Origin of the sequence: Pseudomonas sp. PvP100, assembly GCF_017833055.1 — a bacterium.
GTDB classification, from domain to species: domain Bacteria; phylum Pseudomonadota; class Gammaproteobacteria; order Pseudomonadales; family Pseudomonadaceae; genus Aquipseudomonas; species Aquipseudomonas syringae.
Genome location: NZ_JAFIBO010000001.1, coordinates 5,882,821 through 5,897,961, shown reverse-complemented (window position 1 = coordinate 5,897,961; position 15,141 = coordinate 5,882,821). Strand labels below are relative to the sequence as shown.

Genomic DNA, 15,141 nt, shown 5'->3' with positions numbered 1-15,141 from the left:
GAACGCACGGAGACTTTCAGATGTTTGAATTACGCGTACTGAACGGCCAGCACCAAGGCGCGGCATTACCGCTGATCGGTGAGCAATGGTCGATTGGCTCTGCCGGACAACACGATCTGGCGCTTGACGATGCGGGCGTGGAAATCCTGCATTGCCGCCTGCAACGTGTCGACGACAACTGGACACTGAACGCTGAACAAGGCGCGGTCTGCGACGAACAGGGCAACGCCCGGCCGAGCATCGACCTGACGCTGAACAACGCCTTCATGCTGGGTTCGGTGTGGCTGTGCGTTTCGTCTGCGGGCGATGAATGGCCCTCCGTGCCCGCCGTGATTCCCAAACAGCCTGAGGCCGAATCCGGGCCGGCACGCAACGACGTGCCGCTGGAGAAGGTCAAGTCCCGCTCGCAGTTTCTCAACCGCACCACGGGCATCATCGCCGGGCTGCTGGTGGGCGTCATCGGCAGCGCCTGGAGCCTGACCCGCCCGCCCGCTATTGCTATGGATCAGAGCCCGGCACACCTGGCGGCCGCCACGACAGGGGCCTCGCCCGATACACCCAAGGCGCCAGCCAAGGCTGCAAACCCTGTGACCGACAAACGCATACGTCTGAGCAGCGCGGATGACGTCCGCCACCAGTTGAGCACCATGCTCAGCGACCGCCTGCTGACTGACGTCAGCGTAGAAGAGACGCCCGACGGGCTGGTCCTAAACGGCGATCTGAAAGAAGAATCGCTGCTGGTCTACCAGCGCATGCTTCAGCGCTTCAAGACCCTGTACGACTCGCCGGTAACCGTTCTGGACAACGTGGGCAGCAATCGCAACACCCTGCCCTTTGTGGTGGTTCAGATCATGACCGGGCCGCATGCGCATCTGGTGACTGCCGACGGTCGACGGGTTTACGTAGGTGACGAAGTGGATGGCCTGCGCCTCACCCGAATCGATAATCAGCGCCTGCAATTCGACGGTAATCGCCATGTCGAGGTGAACTGGTGAATGCAGCACTGAACCTGTGGAAAGACGCGCACGCCAAGCGTTTGAGCCAGTACTGCGCGGTGCGCGTCATTGGCCGCGTCAGCGCCGTGCGCGGAATTCTGCTGGAGTGCAAGATTCCATCGGCCAAGGTCGGCGATCTGTGTGAAGTGAGCAAAGCCGACGGCTCGTTGCTGCTGGCCGAAATCGTCGGCTTCACCCAGGAATGCACGCTGCTCAGTGCCTTGGGCCCACCCGACGGTATTCAGGTCGGCGCGCCGATCCGCCCGCTGGGCGTGGCACACCGGATCGGCGTCGATGACAGCCTGCTCGGCTGTGTACTGGACGGTTTCGGGCGCCCGCTGATGGGCGATTGCCTCGGCGCTTTCGCCGGCCCCGAGGACCGCCGCACGACTTTGCCGGTGATCGCCGACGCCCTGCCGCCGACCCAGCGCCCGCGTATCACCCGGGCGTTACCCACCGGGATACGCGCCATCGACAGTGCGATTCTGCTCGGCGAGGGCCAGCGTGTCGGGCTGTTCGCCGGTGCGGGCTGCGGCAAGACCACGCTGATGGCCGAACTGGCGCGCAACATGGATTGTGACGTCATCGTTTTCGGCCTGATTGGCGAACGGGGCCGCGAGCTGCGCGAGTTTCTCGACCACGAACTGGACGAAAACCTGCGCCGCCGCTCGGTGCTGGTCTGTGCAACATCCGATCGTTCCAGCATGGAGCGCGCCCGCGCTGCGTTCACCGCGACCGCCATCGCCGAAGCCTTTCGCGCCCGAGGCCAGAAAGTGCTGTTGCTGCTCGACTCGCTGACCCGCTTCGCCCGCGCGCAACGGGAAATCGGCATTGCTTCGGGCGAGCCGCTGGGGCGCGGCGGTTTGCCGCCCTCGGTGTACACCCTGCTGCCACGCCTGGTGGAACGCGCCGGGATGAGCGAGAACGGTTCGATCACCGCGCTTTACACGGTACTGATCGAACAGGACTCGATGAACGATCCGGTCGCCGACGAAGTGCGCTCGTTGCTCGACGGGCACATCGTACTGTCGCGCAAACTGGCCGAGCGCGGGCACTACCCGGCGATCGATGTGTCGGCCAGCATCAGCCGGATTCTGAGCAACGTCACCGGTCGCGAACATCAACGGGCGAACAATCGCCTGCGCCAGTTGCTGGCCGCCTATAAACAAGTGGAAATGCTCCTGCGCCTGGGTGAGTACCAGGCCGGGGCCGACCCGGTCACCGACTGTGCCGTGCAACTGAACGAGGCCATAAACGCGTTCCTGCGCCAGGACCTGCGTGAACCCGTGCCGTTGCAGGAAACCCTCGACAGGCTGCTGCAACTCACCTCTCAACTGCCGGAGTAGCCATGGACGAACCACTGGAAGACGACCCGCAACAGGTCGCTCTGCAGCAGGTGATCGGTCTGCTCACGCCACTGCGCCAACACCGTCAGGCCAGTGCCGAGCGTGCCCATCGCCAGGCGCAGTTGGAACTGAAATCGATGCTCGACCACTTAGCAGAGACAAGGGCGTCGCTGAATCAGGAACGCGACAACCACAAGCGCCGCCGCGAGAGTCTGTCCCATGCGCATTTGCAAAAGACGCTCAGCCTGACTGATGTCGACGGCTGGCACGAAAAGGAAAGAACCATGCTCGACCGCCTGGCTTACATCCGCCAGGACGTGCAGCAACAGCAAATGCGAGTAGCTGAACAACAGGCGTTGCTTGAACAGAAACGGCTGCAAGCCAAGGCGTCTCAGCGCGCGGTCGAGAAACTCGCCTGCATGGAGGAGACGCTCAACGAAGAAGGTTAAGTGACGATGACCGCACCGATCAAACCCCCTGCCAAAGCGCCACCCGCGCCAAGTGCCCCGCCAGCCACCTCGCGCCCCCTGCCTTCGCTGCGTCAGCCCGCCAGGTCCGATGACCAGCCACCAGCCTTTACCGGGGCGCCACGGGGCGATGTGCCGAAGGTTCGTTTCGCGCTGAACCGTTCAGTGGCCGACAGCCCGATGAGCGCCGACGGCATGTTCTTCTCGCAACTGCTGATACCGCAGGTAGGTGAAGAGCCGGATCAGCAGGGCTTCGGAGGCAGCGGTGTGGCCTTCTCTGCACAGTCCGAAAACGTACCGACTCAGCTGATCGACGAGCTGGCGCAGCGTTTGCCCGATCAGCCGGACGGTCCGCTGGCGTTCAGCCTGCTCATGCCCAATCTGGGTAGCGTGCGGGTCAACGCCAGCAAATCCGAAAACCGCTGGAGCATTCAACTGGGCTTTGGCCGACGTGACGTTCTCAAGCGCTTGCAGGGCCAGGTCGGCGCATGCCGGGAATCGCTGGCGCAGGCACTTGGCCAGGACGTCGAGCTGGACATGCATGAAGACTTCACAGCATGAGCGCCCTGCGTCTGCGCAAGGTCGACGCTCTGCTGGCCCAAGCCACACGCGCACTTGGCGCCGGACGGCGCCTGGGCTTCAGCGCCCGCGGTCAGCACGCCGAACTGAGCCTGCTGCCGCAGCACGAAGACGCGCGGATACCGGCAGACGGTGTCTGGTTGAATACGGCGGTCGGCCCCTTGTTGCTAAGCGATGCCGAAGCGTTGCTCAGCCTGCTGGGCGAAGTGCCCTTAACGCTCGGCGGCGAGTACCAGGCCTGGTACTGGCAGTTATTCAACCAGCGCCTGAGCACGGTGATCGCCGATCTGCTGGCGCCTGTTGCGCCGTTTTCAGACGCCCCGACCGAGCCGGCCATCGGCTGCCGGGTTCTCGTGCGACTGGGCAGCGAACGACTCGATGCCCACCTGCACGCCGCACCCGCCACCCTGCTCAGGCTTCTGGGTTCGGCTGACTGGCAAGTCTTGAATCGTAACGTGGACGAATCCTGGTCGGTGGCGACACCACTGATCGTCGGCGAACTGTCACTGACTCGGGAACAAATCGCCTCGCTACGCCCCGGTGACGTGGTGCTACCCGCCCGCTGCCGGTTCGACAGCGCCGGACAAGGGTCCGTGACACTCGCTGGACGTCAATGGGCGGCCCGCACCGACCAACAGGCCCAGCATCTTTTTCTGCAGCTCGGTCATGAGGAGCACAGTCACCATGAGTACTGAAGATCTGTATCAGGACGACGTCGAGATGCTCGACGACTATGAAGAACCGGTGCCTGAACAGGCTGATCAGCAACTGCGTGACGACGAGCACGCCGAGCACGCATTCGGCTATGCGGACAGCGAAGCGGAGCATGAAGAGGCGTCGGGAGAACACAACGAGTCGCCGATGCTCGACTCACTGGAGCTGGCCCTGACCTTGCGCTGCGGCGAGCTCAGACTGACCCTTGCCGAACTGCGCCGACTGGACGCCGGAACCATTCTCGAAGTCAGCGGCATCGCGCCAGGCCACGCCACGCTGTGCCATGGCGAGCAGGTGGTTGCCGAAGGCGAGCTGGTCGACGTCGAAGGCCGCCTCGGTTTGCAGATTACCCGGCTGGTGGCGCGCTCATGATCATGGAGGGCGTCAACCCGATCATGCTGGCGCTGTTTCTCGGCTCGCTGTCGCTGATCCCGTTCCTGTTGATCGTCTGCACCGCCTTTCTGAAGATCGCCATGACGCTGCTGATCACCCGCAACGCGATCGGCGTTCAGCAAGTGCCGCCGAACATGGCGTTGTATGGCATCGCCCTGGCCGCGACGATGTTTGTCATGGCCCCGGTGGCGCACGACATACAGCAGCGGGTTCATGAACACCCGCTGGAACTGAGCAACGCCGACAAACTGCAGAGCAGCCTCAAAGTGGTCATCGAGCCGCTGCAACGCTTCATGACACGCAACACCGACCCGGATGTCGTCGCCCATCTGCTGGAAAATACCCAGCGCATGTGGCCCAAGGAAATGGCCGATCAGGCCAACAAAAACGATCTTCTGCTGGCGATCCCGGCCTTTGTGCTATCGGAGCTGCAGGCCGGTTTCGAGATCGGTTTTCTGATCTATATCCCTTTCATCGTCATTGACCTGATTGTCTCCAACCTGTTGCTGGCACTGGGCATGCAGATGGTCTCGCCTATGACACTGTCGCTGCCGCTCAAACTGCTGCTGTTCGTGCTCGTATCGGGCTGGTCGCGTCTGCTCGACAGCCTGTTCTATTCCTACATGTGAGGCGGTCATGGAAGCGTTGGCGTTGTTCAAGCAAGGCATGTTTCTGGTCGTCATCCTGACCGCACCGCCGCTGGCCGTTGCGGTGCTCGTGGGTGTGGTCACCTCGCTGCTGCAGGCACTCATGCAGATTCAGGATCAGACATTGCCCTTCGGCATCAAACTGGGGGCCGTCGGACTGACCCTGGCCATGACCGGCCGCTGGATCGGCGTCGAGCTGATCCAGTTCATCAATATGGCCTTCGACCTGATTGCCCGCTCCGGGGTCAGTCACTAAATGCCCTTCGACGCGCACAGCGCCTTTCAATTCATGCTGGGCATGGGACTGGCAATGGCACGGCTGATGCCCTGCATGCTGCTGGTGCCAGCCTTTTGCTTCAAATACCTGAAAGGCCCGTTGCGTTATGCCGTCGTGGCGGTGATGGCGATGATCCCGGCACCGGCCATCAGCAAGGCTCTGGAGTCCCTCGACGACAACTGGTTCGCAATCGGCGGCCTGCTGATCAAGGAAGCGGTACTCGGCACGCTACTGGGGCTGTTGCTGTATGCGCCATTCTGGATGTTCGCCTCGGTGGGCGCGCTGCTCGATAGCCAGCGCGGTGCGCTCAGCGGCGGCCAGTTGAACCCGGCGCTGGGCCCTGACGCCACGCCACTGGGCGAATTGTTTCAAGAAACCCTGATCATGCTGGTAATCCTCACCGGGGGGCTGTCGCTGATGACTCAGATCATCTGGGACAGCTACAGCGTCTGGCCTCCGACGGCCTGGATGCCGGGCATGAACGCTGGCGGCCTGGATGTCTTTCTGGAGCAGTTGAACCAGACGATGCAGCACATGCTGCTGTACGCCGCGCCCTTCATCGCGCTGCTGCTGTTGATCGAAGCAGCGTTCGCGATCATCGGCCTGTATGCGCAACAGCTGAACGTTTCGATCCTCGCCATGCCAGCCAAAAGTATGGCCGGCCTCGCTTTTCTGCTGATCTATCTGCCGACGCTGCTGGAACTGGGCACAGGTCAATTGTTGAAGCTGGTTGATCTGAAGTCGCTGCTGACGCTTCTGGTGCAAGTGCCGTGAGCGAAAAAACCGAAAAGGCCACGCCCAAGCAACTGCGCGACGCGCGGGAAAAGGGTCAGGTCGGGCAGAGTCAGGACCTCGGCAAACTGCTGGTGTTGATGGCCGTCAGTGAAATCACTCTGGCCCTGGCTGATGAAAGCGTCAGCCGACTGGAGGCGCTATTGTCGCTGTCCTTTAAAGGCATCGACCGCAGCTTTGCCGCATCTGTCGAGCTGATCGCCAGCGAAGGATTCACCGTACTGCTCAGCTTTACCTTGTGCAGCGTCGGTATAGCGATGCTGATGCGCCTGATCAGCAGCTGGATGCAGATCGGCTTTCTGTTCGCGCCCAAGGCGCTGAAAATCGATCCCAACAAGATCAACCCGTTCTCCCACGCCAAACAGATGTTTTCCGGGCAAAACCTGCTCAACCTGCTGCTCAGTGTGCTCAAGGCCATTGCCATCGGCGCGACGCTGTATGTGCAAGTCAAACCTGTGCTGGGCACCCTGGTGTTGCTGGCCAACAGCGATCTGACGACCTACTGGCATGCCCTGGTCGAGCTGTTCAGGCATATTTTGCGAGTGATACTGGGGCTGCTGCTGGCGATCGCCATGATTGACTTCGCCATGCAGAAATACTTCCATGCGAAAAAACTGCGCATGAGCCACGAAGACATCAAGAAAGAGTACAAGCAGTCGGAAGGCGACCCCCACGTCAAAGGCCATCGCCGGCAACTTGCCCAGGAGATCCTCAATCAGGAGCCCAGTGCTGCGCCCAAGCCTGTGGAAGATGCCGACATGCTGCTGGTCAACCCGACCCACTACGCGGTGGCCCTGTATTACCGACCAGGCGAAACGCCCCTGCCGCTGATTCATTGCAAAGGTGAAGACGAGGAAGCCCTGGCATTGATTGCCCGCGCCAAAAAAGCCGGCATCCCGGTGGTGCAGAGCATCTGGCTGACCCGGACGCTGTACCGCTCCAAGGTCGGCAAATATATCCCCCGCCCCACACTGCAGGCTGTCGGCCACATCTACAAAGTGGTTCGGCAACTAGACGAAGTCACCGATGAAGTGATTCAGGTCGAAGTCGAGCTGTGATGGCTGTTTAGCCACAGGCGTACTTCCGGCCAAGTCACCTGAACCGACGTCATCTGGTGAACGTCGAAACCCGCATGAATAACCGACAGAGTCACACCGGGCCGCATTGCCCATTGTCGGCCTGGATGTTTGGGACTACCTTGTGCACAACCGGTACGGGACACAGCATCGATGCACAAGATAACCCATTGGCCCCTGACCCTCTATTTTGACGGTGAATGCCCACTCTGCGCGCGCGAAATCAAGATCCTGCGTGCGCGCGCCAAACCCGATCGCCTTCGTTTTGTCGATATCAGTGGTGAAGCGTTTGATGCCGGATCTGTGGGGTTCACGCTTGCGCAGATGGAATCATCATTGCACGCCCGATTTGACGATGGGACATGGGTCACAGGCCTGGACGCTACGCTCTGGAGCTGGCGAGCAGCAGGACTGGGTGTCTGGGCTGCACCGTTGTCATGGCGCTTGACCAGGCCGCTACTTGATATCGGCTATCGTCTTTTTTGTCGCTGGCGTCCGCATTTGGCCTGGTTGCCCCATCCGGATGGCAGTGCTCGCTGCCGGGGTGACCGCTGTGCAGTGTCGAAAACCGACCGAGCTCCGCACGACCAGTGACTGCCTGACGCTTGTAGATTGCATCTGCGCAAAAAAAGACCGCCCCATCTGCACTGGGGCGGTCTTTTTTTCATGCGGGTGTTATCTCCTAAACCAGATGATCCAGGCCTGCCAGTATCAATTCGTTTCGCCGGATATCATCGAGGTTGGTGACGGCATGGGGGGCGTCGCTCACCGCGTGCCATACGACGAAATCACGCCGCATATCCAGGAACAGAAAGTAGTCATTGAATCGTTCGGCTTCTGAGAACCTCAGTTGCAGCGCCTCTCTGAGTTGTTCGGGACGCAGCGCTCGCCCCTCGATGTGCAGCGCAATGCCCCAGTCATGATGCTCGCGCCGGCTGACGAAAGAGACTCCGTTTGCCACCGGCCACACCGCAGGACTCTGCGCCGCAACGTTGTAGTAGAACGCTGTTTTCTCCTCGACCTCGATCATGTCTAGTCCCTTAACTTCACGACGGTGTAATCGCGCTCGTGGTCTTGATCGTCAAGACCGTCACGCATGTCCGGAGGCCACCAGATGACCAGTTCACGGCTGGTGGAGTCCGGGCGTTTGCAGGCAGTTCCCGAACAACCGTGGGTGGCGCACCCGGTCAGGGTAGCGAACACCACCAACACGACTGCAACGCTGCTGATCTTCATGGCTTTGCCCCCCGGAGCAGTGATGGCCGACTCTCTTTGGCCATTTTTGATATCTGTGGCTGACGTACCGCGATATACACTTCGCTCTCCTCGCCCGGTTGCAGCCATGCGTGGGGCCAGGCGGCGACGCCGATGACCCAGCGACCACCGCAGCGACTCTCGTCGATGCGCACCGGTTTGTCGGTATTGTTACGCGCTACCACAACGGCCACACCCCAGTCCTTGCGTGCATACCATTGCGAGCGCTGGCCATCGAGGGTCAGGCCCTGGCCCGGGTCACACAGGCTGTCGGTTTCAAAGGGCAGTGTTTCGCCGTCATGCATACCCTCTGGCGCAGCGCCATCGACCATCTGCGTGAAGACTTTCTGAATGTCACCGCGGGTAGGCAGCTCACCGCCGTCACGCCGTTCCTTGATCCTTTTCATCTGGTCATCGACATCGTGAGGGTTGCCGTTCTGCACATAGCGAGCCGGGTTGACCTGGTCGCCAATCAGTCTTGGCGTCAGAATGAACAGGCGCTCGCGCTGGCTCAGTTCACGGCTGCGGGACTGGAACAGCAGCTTGCCGACGTAGGGGATATCGCCCAGCAACGGAACCTTGTGGATCTTGTCGTTGGCTTCAAGGCCATGGAAACCGCCGATGACCAGTGAACCGTGTTCGGCTATGACGGCCTGGGTACTGACATTGCCTTTGCGCACACTTGGCTGCGTGTCATTGATGTCGGAGATGTCGATCTGACCATCCTCGATATCGACGATCAGTTGCACCTGAGGCTTGCCATCGTGATCCAGCGAGCGCGGAGTCACCTGCAGACTGGTGCCAGCGGTGATGGGCTCGATATTGGCCACACGTTCCGACGTCGCAGTGAGGTATTCGGTGCGACTGAAGTCAATCACGGCCGGCTGGTTTTCAAGGGTAAGAATCGATGGATTGCCGATCACCGAGGCTGAGCCGTTACCTTCCAGCGCATGCAGTTCGGCAGCGAACTTGCCGGCGTTCTGAATGAACAGGGTAGAGCTGGTGCCCGCGTCGAACATGTTGGCACCCCCGTTGACACTCCCGGCATTGAAGTTCCAGCGGCTGGACAGTTCTGCCAGCTCGTTGCGATCGATGTCGAGAATCACGGCGTCGATTTCGATCAGGTTGCGCGAAACATCCAGCTCTTTGATGAGCTTTTCGTACATGGCCTTGCGTGAGGGCAAGTCATAGATCAGCACAGCATTGTTACGGACATCGGCCGTTACGCGGATGTTGGCCCGACCGCCAGAGCGGCTTTTTCCACCGCTTTTGCTGCCGCCTCCGCCGCCATAGTGCAGCACCTGATCGAGGCCCTGCTCCAACGCATTGGTATCGAGGCCGCTGGAGCTCATCGGCAGACTCGGAGCGTCCGGGGCGCCACCGCCCGCCAGACCGTTACCGCGACCGCCTCGCCCCAGCAGATCCATACCATTGATGGACCCGCCATGAGAACGGGTATCCAGCAAATCCTGGAGAATGCTGGCGACACCGGCGACCACCAGTTGTTGATCACGATAGCGAATGGTGCGGTCCGCAGCACTGGCGTACTTGAGCGGAAATACGATGATGTCCTGCTTGTCGCCCTTTTCAGGCGCTTCGACTTTCTTGCTGTAATCGCGCACCAGTTCCACATATTTTGCAGGGCCGCGAACCAGCACCACGCCTTCGTTCGGCAGTACACCCCAACCGAAGCGCTTGTCCAGCAGCCCCACATCGGTCAAAGCAGTCTGCAGGTCATCTACCGCGTCGGATGACACTTCGATGCGTGCCGAGGTGTGCTCGCTAGAGGGGCTGACGTACAACGTGTCGTTATACACAAACCACTGGAAGTGATATTCCTGGCCCAGACGGTCGAGAAACTCTTCCGGACTCTGAGCGCGTATCCGGTCATCAAGGACCCCGGGAATGGGCGGCATATCCAGCGCCATGCCGAATTCTTTGGCGAAGTCGGCCAGCGCTGTCGCCAGCTCGGTCTGCCGGGCATCGTAGGCGTAAGCCGTATGTTTCCAGGCTTCGGGGGTCACCGCCCACGTGGCGGGGGACAGCCCGATCAACAATAAAGGCAACCACATCAAGGCCTTGCGCATTTCAAACTCCCGGTTGCCGGTGATTGAGGGTCGTGCGCCCGGCTAAGGCGGGCACAGAATTGACCAGAGTGGTGTGCATCAGGCTGAGCAAGGCCGCGCGCTGATTGGCCAGGCTTTCCAGACGGTTCAGCAGATCGGCAAGGCTGCAGGGGCCAGGCATCCAGCTGACCAGCACCATGCAGCGCGTTTGCGGATCAATGGCGAACGCGCCGTCACAGGCACACGCCAGGCTGGCACCGCCATGACTGAGCAATGCTTCGATACGCTGAGGGTCGTTGGCGTCATAGGGGTCGAGTAACTCGATGCTGCAACGGACTCCGCCACCCACCATTTCCAGCCGTGCGTTGGCGTCGTCGACCCAGCAGTCGAGCGGGCTCGCCGGACGCTGATCACGCCACAGGCCGACGACCTCCTCGAACTCACTGAAATCCATCGATGACATTTTTGGTCATTTTATAACCAGCCTGCTGGCATTGATCAGCGATGTTGGAGCTGACCGCAGCCTGCTGGCTCGCCTCACTGAAGGCATCGATGTCGTCGGCGGTGAAATGCCCATTGCCCCCGTCCAGCACGTCATCCACGTCGGACAACGCGCGAGTGAGCGTGGAATCGAGGTTATTTTGCAGGGATTTGAAATTTATCATGTCCGGATGCTCCAGCAGAAAGGTTCAAACCTTGAGTGGAGCAAACAGGTGGAGCGGTTCCATTTTCGCCGCAAGAGTCTGTTTCAGGCAGCTGGCTCAGTGCCTGCCAGCCCATTGCGCAGCGTTGCCCAATCGATTTCGAACGCGCCGTTGGCGTCGCTCAGGCGCAGGCTTTCAGTGGCCAGCGTCGCATCACGTTTGAGCTCCCAGTGCTCGGCAAAACGACCCTCTGCCAACCATTCGGCGACTGGCTCGGCCATCTCCGGATGAACGCTGAGCGTGGCCACAGCTTCGTTGAGCTGACTGGCTGCCAGGTTCCTGACCAGTGCCCGAGCGCGCTCGGCAAGGGTCGTTTCGTCGAGCAACTGGCGCAATCCCTCAGTCAATAACTCCTCGACAGCAGTCATGGCTTGCTGCTGCAAGGCTTCGCGCTGGACGTGCAGCTCGTCCAGAAAGGCATTGGCGCGCTCCCAGAACTGCGCAAGCGCCTCCTGATGCCGACGATCGGCTTTAGCCTGCTCAAGTACCAGCAACTGCTCCGCCTGACGTTGCGCGTCCATCAGAATATCGCGAGCCAGCAGACTGTTGGCGATGTCTTCACGGCGCAATACCGGCTCGGGCAGCACCGCGTCGGCAGTCAAGGTAATACTGCGTTTGGCAAGCATGGGGAAATTCCTGGTGCAGAGGAAAGCGGATATTCAGGCCGCAGTGACACGCCATAGAACAGCCTGCCACAGCGTCTGAAGTTTATTTTCGGGGGCCGAGCAAGGGCTGTCGGCGACCTCATCGGGCGCCCAGGCCAGACGCAATCGCGGCCAATACTCAGGCCCGAGCCAGGCACCCAACAGCAAGCGCACATCGTCATGTTCCAGATCCAGCCAGACACCGGGGCGCAACGCCTTGGTCAGCGACCAGCACCACTGTCCGTCATGTCCGTCGCTTTCGTTACGGGAAAAACAGATGCGTTGCGCCAGATCCAGCGCCTGATCACGCTGCACGGTCGTCAGTGCCAGCCAGCTCAACACCGGCGCGGCAGGCATCGGCGGTTGACTTGGCGTGATGCCGACACTCTGCAGGAACACGCTGTGACGGCTGACCATAAGGGCCTCACAGTCGCTGACGGTCAGTCCGCAGCGCTCGGCGAACCGGCTTTGCCAGCCCGCATGCGCCCATGGCCAGGGATTGCACCACCACTGAGTCCAATAGTCCTCGGCGGTCAGGTCCATCACGCGCGCGCCGGTACGGTCGAGCGGCTACGGCCGGCAAAACCGATCCGCCGAAGCACCGAGGCGCGCCAGTCACTGCGCAACAGCAGCGCGATGATCAGCAGCAACACCGACAGGCCAACCGGCACCAGCCAAAGCATCAGGTTCCAGAACGGCAGATTGGCGCTGTCCAGCTTGAACGGTCCGAAACTGACCCACTGTGTGGTTTCCTGAAACTCGGTAGCCGGTACGAACACAATGGAAAACTTTTTCGACTCTGCCGATTGCGTCGACATGCCGGGGATACTGCTGGCGACCATCTGTTGAATGCGCCCACGCACGCTGTCCGGGTCAAGCGCTGCGGAGTGTTTGATGAACACCGCAGCAGAGGCAGGTTGCACCGGTTCACCCGGTGCGATGCGTTCCGGAAGTACCACGTGCACCCTGGCCACGATGACGCCGTCTATCTGCGAAAGCGTCGCTTCGAGTTCCTGAGACAGGGCATAGATGTAGCGGGCGCGCTCTTCGAGCGGGGTCGAAATGACCCCTTCTTTCTTGAAGATATCCCCCAGACTGGCGCGAGACTGCCGTGGCAGGCCGGCAGCGTTGAGCACTCTGACGGCGCGGTTCATATCGCTGGTCGCGACGGTGACGACAACGCCGGTTTTTTCCAGGCGTTTGCGCGCGTCGATATGCTGATCGGCAAGACGGGCAACGACCTCATTGGAGTCCTGCTCGGACAAGCCGGTGAACAGATCGGTTTCATCACTGCAGCCGCCGAGCAACACCATGCAAATCAGCAGCAGCCCTGCGCTCAGAAATTTCACGGAAACCTCTACTGCAAGTTAGTCAGCTTGTCGAGCGCCTGCGCAGTCTTGCTCACCACCTTGGTCGTGAGCGCAGTCTGCAACGAACATTGCGACAGGGTCCTGGTCATCGCCGCGATATCCAGCGCGTCTCCCGTGCCGGAAGCTTTTTTCATCGACCGCATCGCTTGCTGAGACATTTTTTCGGTTTCGCCCAGACCGCCGGAAATTGCGCTGGCGATATGCTCGGAAAGCGGCGCTCCGCTCGAAACGCCGTCCGGCTGCGTGGCAGCGGTGAAGATGTCGACATCCGCCTGGGCCGGTTCTGAAACGAGCCCCTGTGGCACATCCTGCCCGAGTTCCGGCGAGATGCTTTTAACATTACCAAGGTGGGAAATGGTCACGTGAGTTCTCCGTCAGGCGGTTGTCGGTCAGGCTGCAGCCTGATTGCGGGTGCCTTGCAGCAGCGTACTGACCAGCAAGGTGGCGATTTGCGCAGCGCTCGACTGCACGTCGGTAGCGGTTTGTCCGGCGTCCTTGAGCGTCGCTTCAAGGCCCTTGAGCAGTAAGCCGCCCAGCAACTGGTCAAGATCCTGAGCGGACTGTCCGCCATTCGCCGCCGTGCCGGTCTGCGGGGTGTTTACGGGTGTGCCCAGTCCACCACCGGCCAATACCGATTGCAGGCCACGGTCGATAAGCTCGCCGATCAGTTGCCCCGCTTCACTACTGCTATTGCCGCTGTCACCGGGACCGGTATTGGCGTCGATCAGCGGATCACCCGTCACGGACGAGTTGTTAGAAAAACTGCTCGGAGTGCCCAGACCTCCACCCGTCCCCGCCAGACCACCAGCGTCACTCTGCTGATTACCCAGTTGCTGGCCGATGATGTCGAGTGCCGAGCGGAACGCAGCTGTTTTGTCGCCATCAAGGAAGTTGCCTCCCTTAAGTTCGTTCACCCAGGAGCCCGAGTCCGGCTTGGGAAACTGTGCGGGATTGTCATCCATGAACTGCGCGATCTTGCTCAGCATCGGCATATCGTCTTCGGAGAAGCTTGACCCGCCGTCCTGCTTGGTCAGAAGATCATCGAGCATAGACTTGGCCAGGCCACTGAGCACCTGAGTCATCAGGTCCTGCTGTCCGGTACCCGAGGCGTTGTCCGCAGACGCGCCGAAGTTGTCACCCAGCTTTTCATGAATCAGCTTGTCCAGCGCAGCGATGACATCCTCGATACCGCCGCCCGCCTTGCCATCCGCAGCCATCGACTTGGCCAGCAGTTTGCCCAATGGCGAGCTGTCGTCGAGTTGACCATTGCGCATCAGTTCCTCGGCCAGCTTCACGACAACTTCCTGAAGCGCCTTGCTCGACGTACTGGCGCCAGTCGTCTCGGTTTCGGGACGTACCAGGACAAGGGCCATTGCCGGGGTTTGCAGCGAGCTGCTGTTAAGACTGAGACTCTGCATCACAACCTCCTCAAAGTAGCAGCCCCCTCAGGTGCGAAGGGGCTTCAAGAAATCAGAACTGGACGACCGAGTTCCGGATCTTGCTTGCGACGATCTGGTTGGAAAGCGCCTCTTTCTTGTCCTCAAAGCCCGCCAGCATGCTCGACTCGCGCAGCAGGCCGTTCTCTTCGTTCGCGGTACCGTCAAGCTCGGCGCTTTTTGCATCGCCTTTGCTGATGCTGGAGCGAGTAGCGTCGATACTGTCAGTGCTGCCGGTGTTGCTCACCAGTGCAGCATTACGGTCGGCACTGCTCTTTACGCTGTTGATGCCTTGAGCGGCACCACCGATCGTGTTGACGACACCGCGACCTGCACCCGCCAGAGAACTCATGATAGTCATAACGTCATACCCCTTCGTCT

At 60.6% G+C, this 15,141-nt stretch carries 22 protein-coding genes; 11 read left to right on the top strand and 11 right to left on the bottom strand.

What is annotated here, in order from left to right; genetic code table 11:
* Nucleotides 1-20: 20 nt before the first annotated feature.
* The 11 genes from sctD (at nt 21) to JOE39_RS25615 (ending at nt 7,880) form a co-directional block, all read left to right on the top strand.
* Nucleotides 21-995 (top strand): type III secretion system inner membrane ring subunit SctD, encoded by a 975-nt coding sequence (gene sctD / locus JOE39_RS25665; protein ID WP_122220539.1) that lies wholly within the window; start codon nt 21-23, stop codon nt 993-995.
* Nucleotides 992-2,341, top strand: coding sequence for a type III secretion system ATPase HrcN (hrcN, locus tag JOE39_RS25660; protein ID WP_003421890.1), 1,350 nt, complete (start codon nt 992-994; stop codon nt 2,339-2,341). The genes sctD and hrcN overlap by 4 nt, the downstream gene beginning before the upstream one ends.
* Before the next feature lie 2 nt (nt 2,342-2,343).
* Complete coding sequence (locus tag JOE39_RS25655) at nt 2,344-2,790, top strand: hypothetical protein (RefSeq protein WP_003339800.1); 447 nt, start codon at nt 2,344-2,346, stop codon at nt 2,788-2,790.
* Nucleotides 2,791-2,796: 6 nt separating this feature from the next.
* The gene (hrpP, locus tag JOE39_RS25650; protein WP_198705940.1) at nt 2,797-3,369 is read left to right on the top strand and encodes a type III secretion system protein HrpP; all 573 of its coding nucleotides are present in this window, start codon (nt 2,797-2,799) and stop codon (nt 3,367-3,369) included.
* Nucleotides 3,366-4,082: a hypothetical protein gene (locus tag JOE39_RS25645; RefSeq protein ID WP_003421884.1), complete on the top strand. Its 717-nt coding sequence runs from the start codon at nt 3,366-3,368 to the stop codon at nt 4,080-4,082. Before hrpP ends, JOE39_RS25645 begins: the two co-directional genes overlap by 4 nt.
* Nucleotides 4,072-4,473, top strand: coding sequence for a FliM/FliN family flagellar motor switch protein (locus JOE39_RS25640; protein ID WP_024959577.1), 402 nt, complete (start codon nt 4,072-4,074; stop codon nt 4,471-4,473). Before JOE39_RS25645 ends, JOE39_RS25640 begins: the two co-directional genes overlap by 11 nt.
* Nucleotides 4,470-5,123: a type III secretion system export apparatus subunit SctR gene (gene sctR, locus JOE39_RS25635; protein WP_003409078.1), complete on the top strand. Its 654-nt coding sequence runs from the start codon at nt 4,470-4,472 to the stop codon at nt 5,121-5,123. Before JOE39_RS25640 ends, sctR begins: the two co-directional genes overlap by 4 nt.
* A gap of 7 nt (nt 5,124-5,130) precedes the next feature.
* Nucleotides 5,131-5,397 carry a type III secretion system export apparatus subunit SctS gene (sctS, locus tag JOE39_RS25630; protein ID WP_003339811.1) on the top strand — a complete coding sequence of 89 codons (267 nt, stop codon included), beginning with the start codon at nt 5,131-5,133 and terminating at the stop codon, nt 5,395-5,397.
* Nucleotides 5,398-6,192 carry a type III secretion system export apparatus subunit SctT gene (gene sctT / locus JOE39_RS25625; protein ID WP_003339813.1) on the top strand — a complete coding sequence of 265 codons (795 nt, stop codon included), beginning with the start codon at nt 5,398-5,400 and terminating at the stop codon, nt 6,190-6,192. It begins immediately after the preceding gene.
* Nucleotides 6,189-7,268, top strand: a complete 1,080-nt coding sequence (sctU, locus tag JOE39_RS25620; RefSeq protein WP_003409076.1) for a type III secretion system export apparatus subunit SctU — start codon at nt 6,189-6,191, stop codon at nt 7,266-7,268. Before sctT ends, sctU begins: the two co-directional genes overlap by 4 nt.
* A gap of 171 nt (nt 7,269-7,439) precedes the next feature.
* Entirely contained in the window at nt 7,440-7,880 is a 441-nt protein-coding gene (locus JOE39_RS25615) for a DUF393 domain-containing protein (RefSeq protein WP_003339815.1), read from the top strand.
* 88 nt (nt 7,881-7,968) lie between these two features.
* On the opposite strand, the gene JOE39_RS25610 is transcribed toward JOE39_RS25615, so the two are convergent.
* From JOE39_RS25610 to JOE39_RS25560, 11 genes are all read right to left on the bottom strand, one after another.
* Nucleotides 7,969-8,316 (bottom strand): hypothetical protein, encoded by a 348-nt coding sequence (locus JOE39_RS25610; RefSeq protein WP_003314145.1) that lies wholly within the window; start codon nt 8,314-8,316, stop codon nt 7,969-7,971.
* A 2-nt stretch (nt 8,317-8,318) separates the two neighbouring features.
* Nucleotides 8,319-8,522 (bottom strand): HrpT family type III secretion system protein, encoded by a 204-nt coding sequence (hrpT, locus tag JOE39_RS25605; protein WP_003314144.1) that lies wholly within the window; start codon nt 8,520-8,522, stop codon nt 8,319-8,321.
* Nucleotides 8,519-10,627: a type III secretion system outer membrane ring subunit SctC gene (gene sctC / locus JOE39_RS25600; RefSeq protein WP_003421878.1), complete on the bottom strand. Its 2,109-nt coding sequence runs from the start codon at nt 10,625-10,627 to the stop codon at nt 8,519-8,521. Before sctC ends, hrpT begins: the two co-directional genes overlap by 4 nt.
* A gap of 1 nt (nt 10,628) precedes the next feature.
* Nucleotides 10,629-11,069: a type III secretion system protein HrpG gene (locus JOE39_RS25595; protein ID WP_017277760.1), complete on the bottom strand. Its 441-nt coding sequence runs from the start codon at nt 11,067-11,069 to the stop codon at nt 10,629-10,631.
* Nucleotides 11,047-11,271 (bottom strand): type III secretion protein, encoded by a 225-nt coding sequence (locus JOE39_RS25590; protein WP_003314139.1) that lies wholly within the window; start codon nt 11,269-11,271, stop codon nt 11,047-11,049. The genes JOE39_RS25595 and JOE39_RS25590 overlap by 23 nt, the downstream gene beginning before the upstream one ends.
* An 83-nt stretch (nt 11,272-11,354) precedes the next feature.
* Nucleotides 11,355-11,936, bottom strand: coding sequence for a type III secretion system stator protein SctL (gene sctL / locus JOE39_RS25585; protein WP_004403076.1), 582 nt, complete (start codon nt 11,934-11,936; stop codon nt 11,355-11,357).
* 33 nt (nt 11,937-11,969) lie between these two features.
* On the bottom strand, nt 11,970-12,497 hold the full coding sequence (locus tag JOE39_RS25580; RefSeq protein WP_004403075.1) for a hypothetical protein: 528 nt from the start codon (nt 12,495-12,497) through the stop codon (nt 11,970-11,972).
* The gene (gene sctJ, locus JOE39_RS25575; protein WP_004403074.1) at nt 12,497-13,303 is read right to left on the bottom strand and encodes a type III secretion inner membrane ring lipoprotein SctJ; all 807 of its coding nucleotides are present in this window, start codon (nt 13,301-13,303) and stop codon (nt 12,497-12,499) included. Before sctJ ends, JOE39_RS25580 begins: the two co-directional genes overlap by 1 nt.
* An 8-nt stretch (nt 13,304-13,311) precedes the next feature.
* Complete coding sequence (gene sctI, locus JOE39_RS25570; protein ID WP_003314135.1) at nt 13,312-13,686, bottom strand: type III secretion system inner rod subunit SctI; 375 nt, start codon at nt 13,684-13,686, stop codon at nt 13,312-13,314.
* A 27-nt stretch (nt 13,687-13,713) separates the two neighbouring features.
* On the bottom strand, nt 13,714-14,742 hold the full coding sequence (gene hrpZ, locus JOE39_RS25565) for a type III secretion system effector HrpZ (RefSeq protein ID WP_057446037.1): 1,029 nt from the start codon (nt 14,740-14,742) through the stop codon (nt 13,714-13,716).
* A gap of 52 nt (nt 14,743-14,794) precedes the next feature.
* Nucleotides 14,795-15,121 carry an Hrp pili protein HrpA gene (locus JOE39_RS25560; RefSeq protein WP_003314134.1) on the bottom strand — a complete coding sequence of 109 codons (327 nt, stop codon included), beginning with the start codon at nt 15,119-15,121 and terminating at the stop codon, nt 14,795-14,797.
* Nucleotides 15,122-15,141 lie beyond the last annotated feature (20 nt).

Coding starts and splice junctions, on each gene's coding strand:
- sctD (WP_122220539.1), top strand. CDS start 21: ATGTTTGAATTACGCGTACTGAACGGCCAGCACCAAGGCGCGGCATTA.
- JOE39_RS25655 (WP_003339800.1), top strand. CDS start 2,344: ATGGACGAACCACTGGAAGACGACCCGCAACAGGTCGCTCTGCAGCAG.
- hrpP (WP_198705940.1), top strand. CDS start 2,797: ATGACCGCACCGATCAAACCCCCTGCCAAAGCGCCACCCGCGCCAAGT.
- JOE39_RS25645 (WP_003421884.1), top strand. CDS start 3,366: ATGAGCGCCCTGCGTCTGCGCAAGGTCGACGCTCTGCTGGCCCAAGCC.
- JOE39_RS25640 (WP_024959577.1), top strand. CDS start 4,072: ATGAGTACTGAAGATCTGTATCAGGACGACGTCGAGATGCTCGACGAC.
- sctR (WP_003409078.1), top strand. CDS start 4,470: ATGATCATGGAGGGCGTCAACCCGATCATGCTGGCGCTGTTTCTCGGC.
- sctS (WP_003339811.1), top strand. CDS start 5,131: ATGGAAGCGTTGGCGTTGTTCAAGCAAGGCATGTTTCTGGTCGTCATC.
- sctT (WP_003339813.1), top strand. CDS start 5,398: ATGCCCTTCGACGCGCACAGCGCCTTTCAATTCATGCTGGGCATGGGA.
- JOE39_RS25615 (WP_003339815.1), top strand. CDS start 7,440: ATGCACAAGATAACCCATTGGCCCCTGACCCTCTATTTTGACGGTGAA.
- JOE39_RS25610 (WP_003314145.1), bottom strand. CDS start 8,316: ATGATCGAGGTCGAGGAGAAAACAGCGTTCTACTACAACGTTGCGGCG.
- hrpT (WP_003314144.1), bottom strand. CDS start 8,522: ATGAAGATCAGCAGCGTTGCAGTCGTGTTGGTGGTGTTCGCTACCCTG.
- sctC (WP_003421878.1), bottom strand. CDS start 10,627: ATGCGCAAGGCCTTGATGTGGTTGCCTTTATTGTTGATCGGGCTGTCC.
- JOE39_RS25595 (WP_017277760.1), bottom strand. CDS start 11,069: ATGTCATCGATGGATTTCAGTGAGTTCGAGGAGGTCGTCGGCCTGTGG.
- JOE39_RS25590 (WP_003314139.1), bottom strand. CDS start 11,271: ATGATAAATTTCAAATCCCTGCAAAATAACCTCGATTCCACGCTCACT.
- sctL (WP_004403076.1), bottom strand. CDS start 11,936: ATGCTTGCCAAACGCAGTATTACCTTGACTGCCGACGCGGTGCTGCCC.
- JOE39_RS25580 (WP_004403075.1), bottom strand. CDS start 12,497: ATGGACCTGACCGCCGAGGACTATTGGACTCAGTGGTGGTGCAATCCC.
- hrpZ (WP_057446037.1), bottom strand. CDS start 14,742: ATGCAGAGTCTCAGTCTTAACAGCAGCTCGCTGCAAACCCCGGCAATG.
- JOE39_RS25560 (WP_003314134.1), bottom strand. CDS start 15,121: ATGACTATCATGAGTTCTCTGGCGGGTGCAGGTCGCGGTGTCGTCAAC.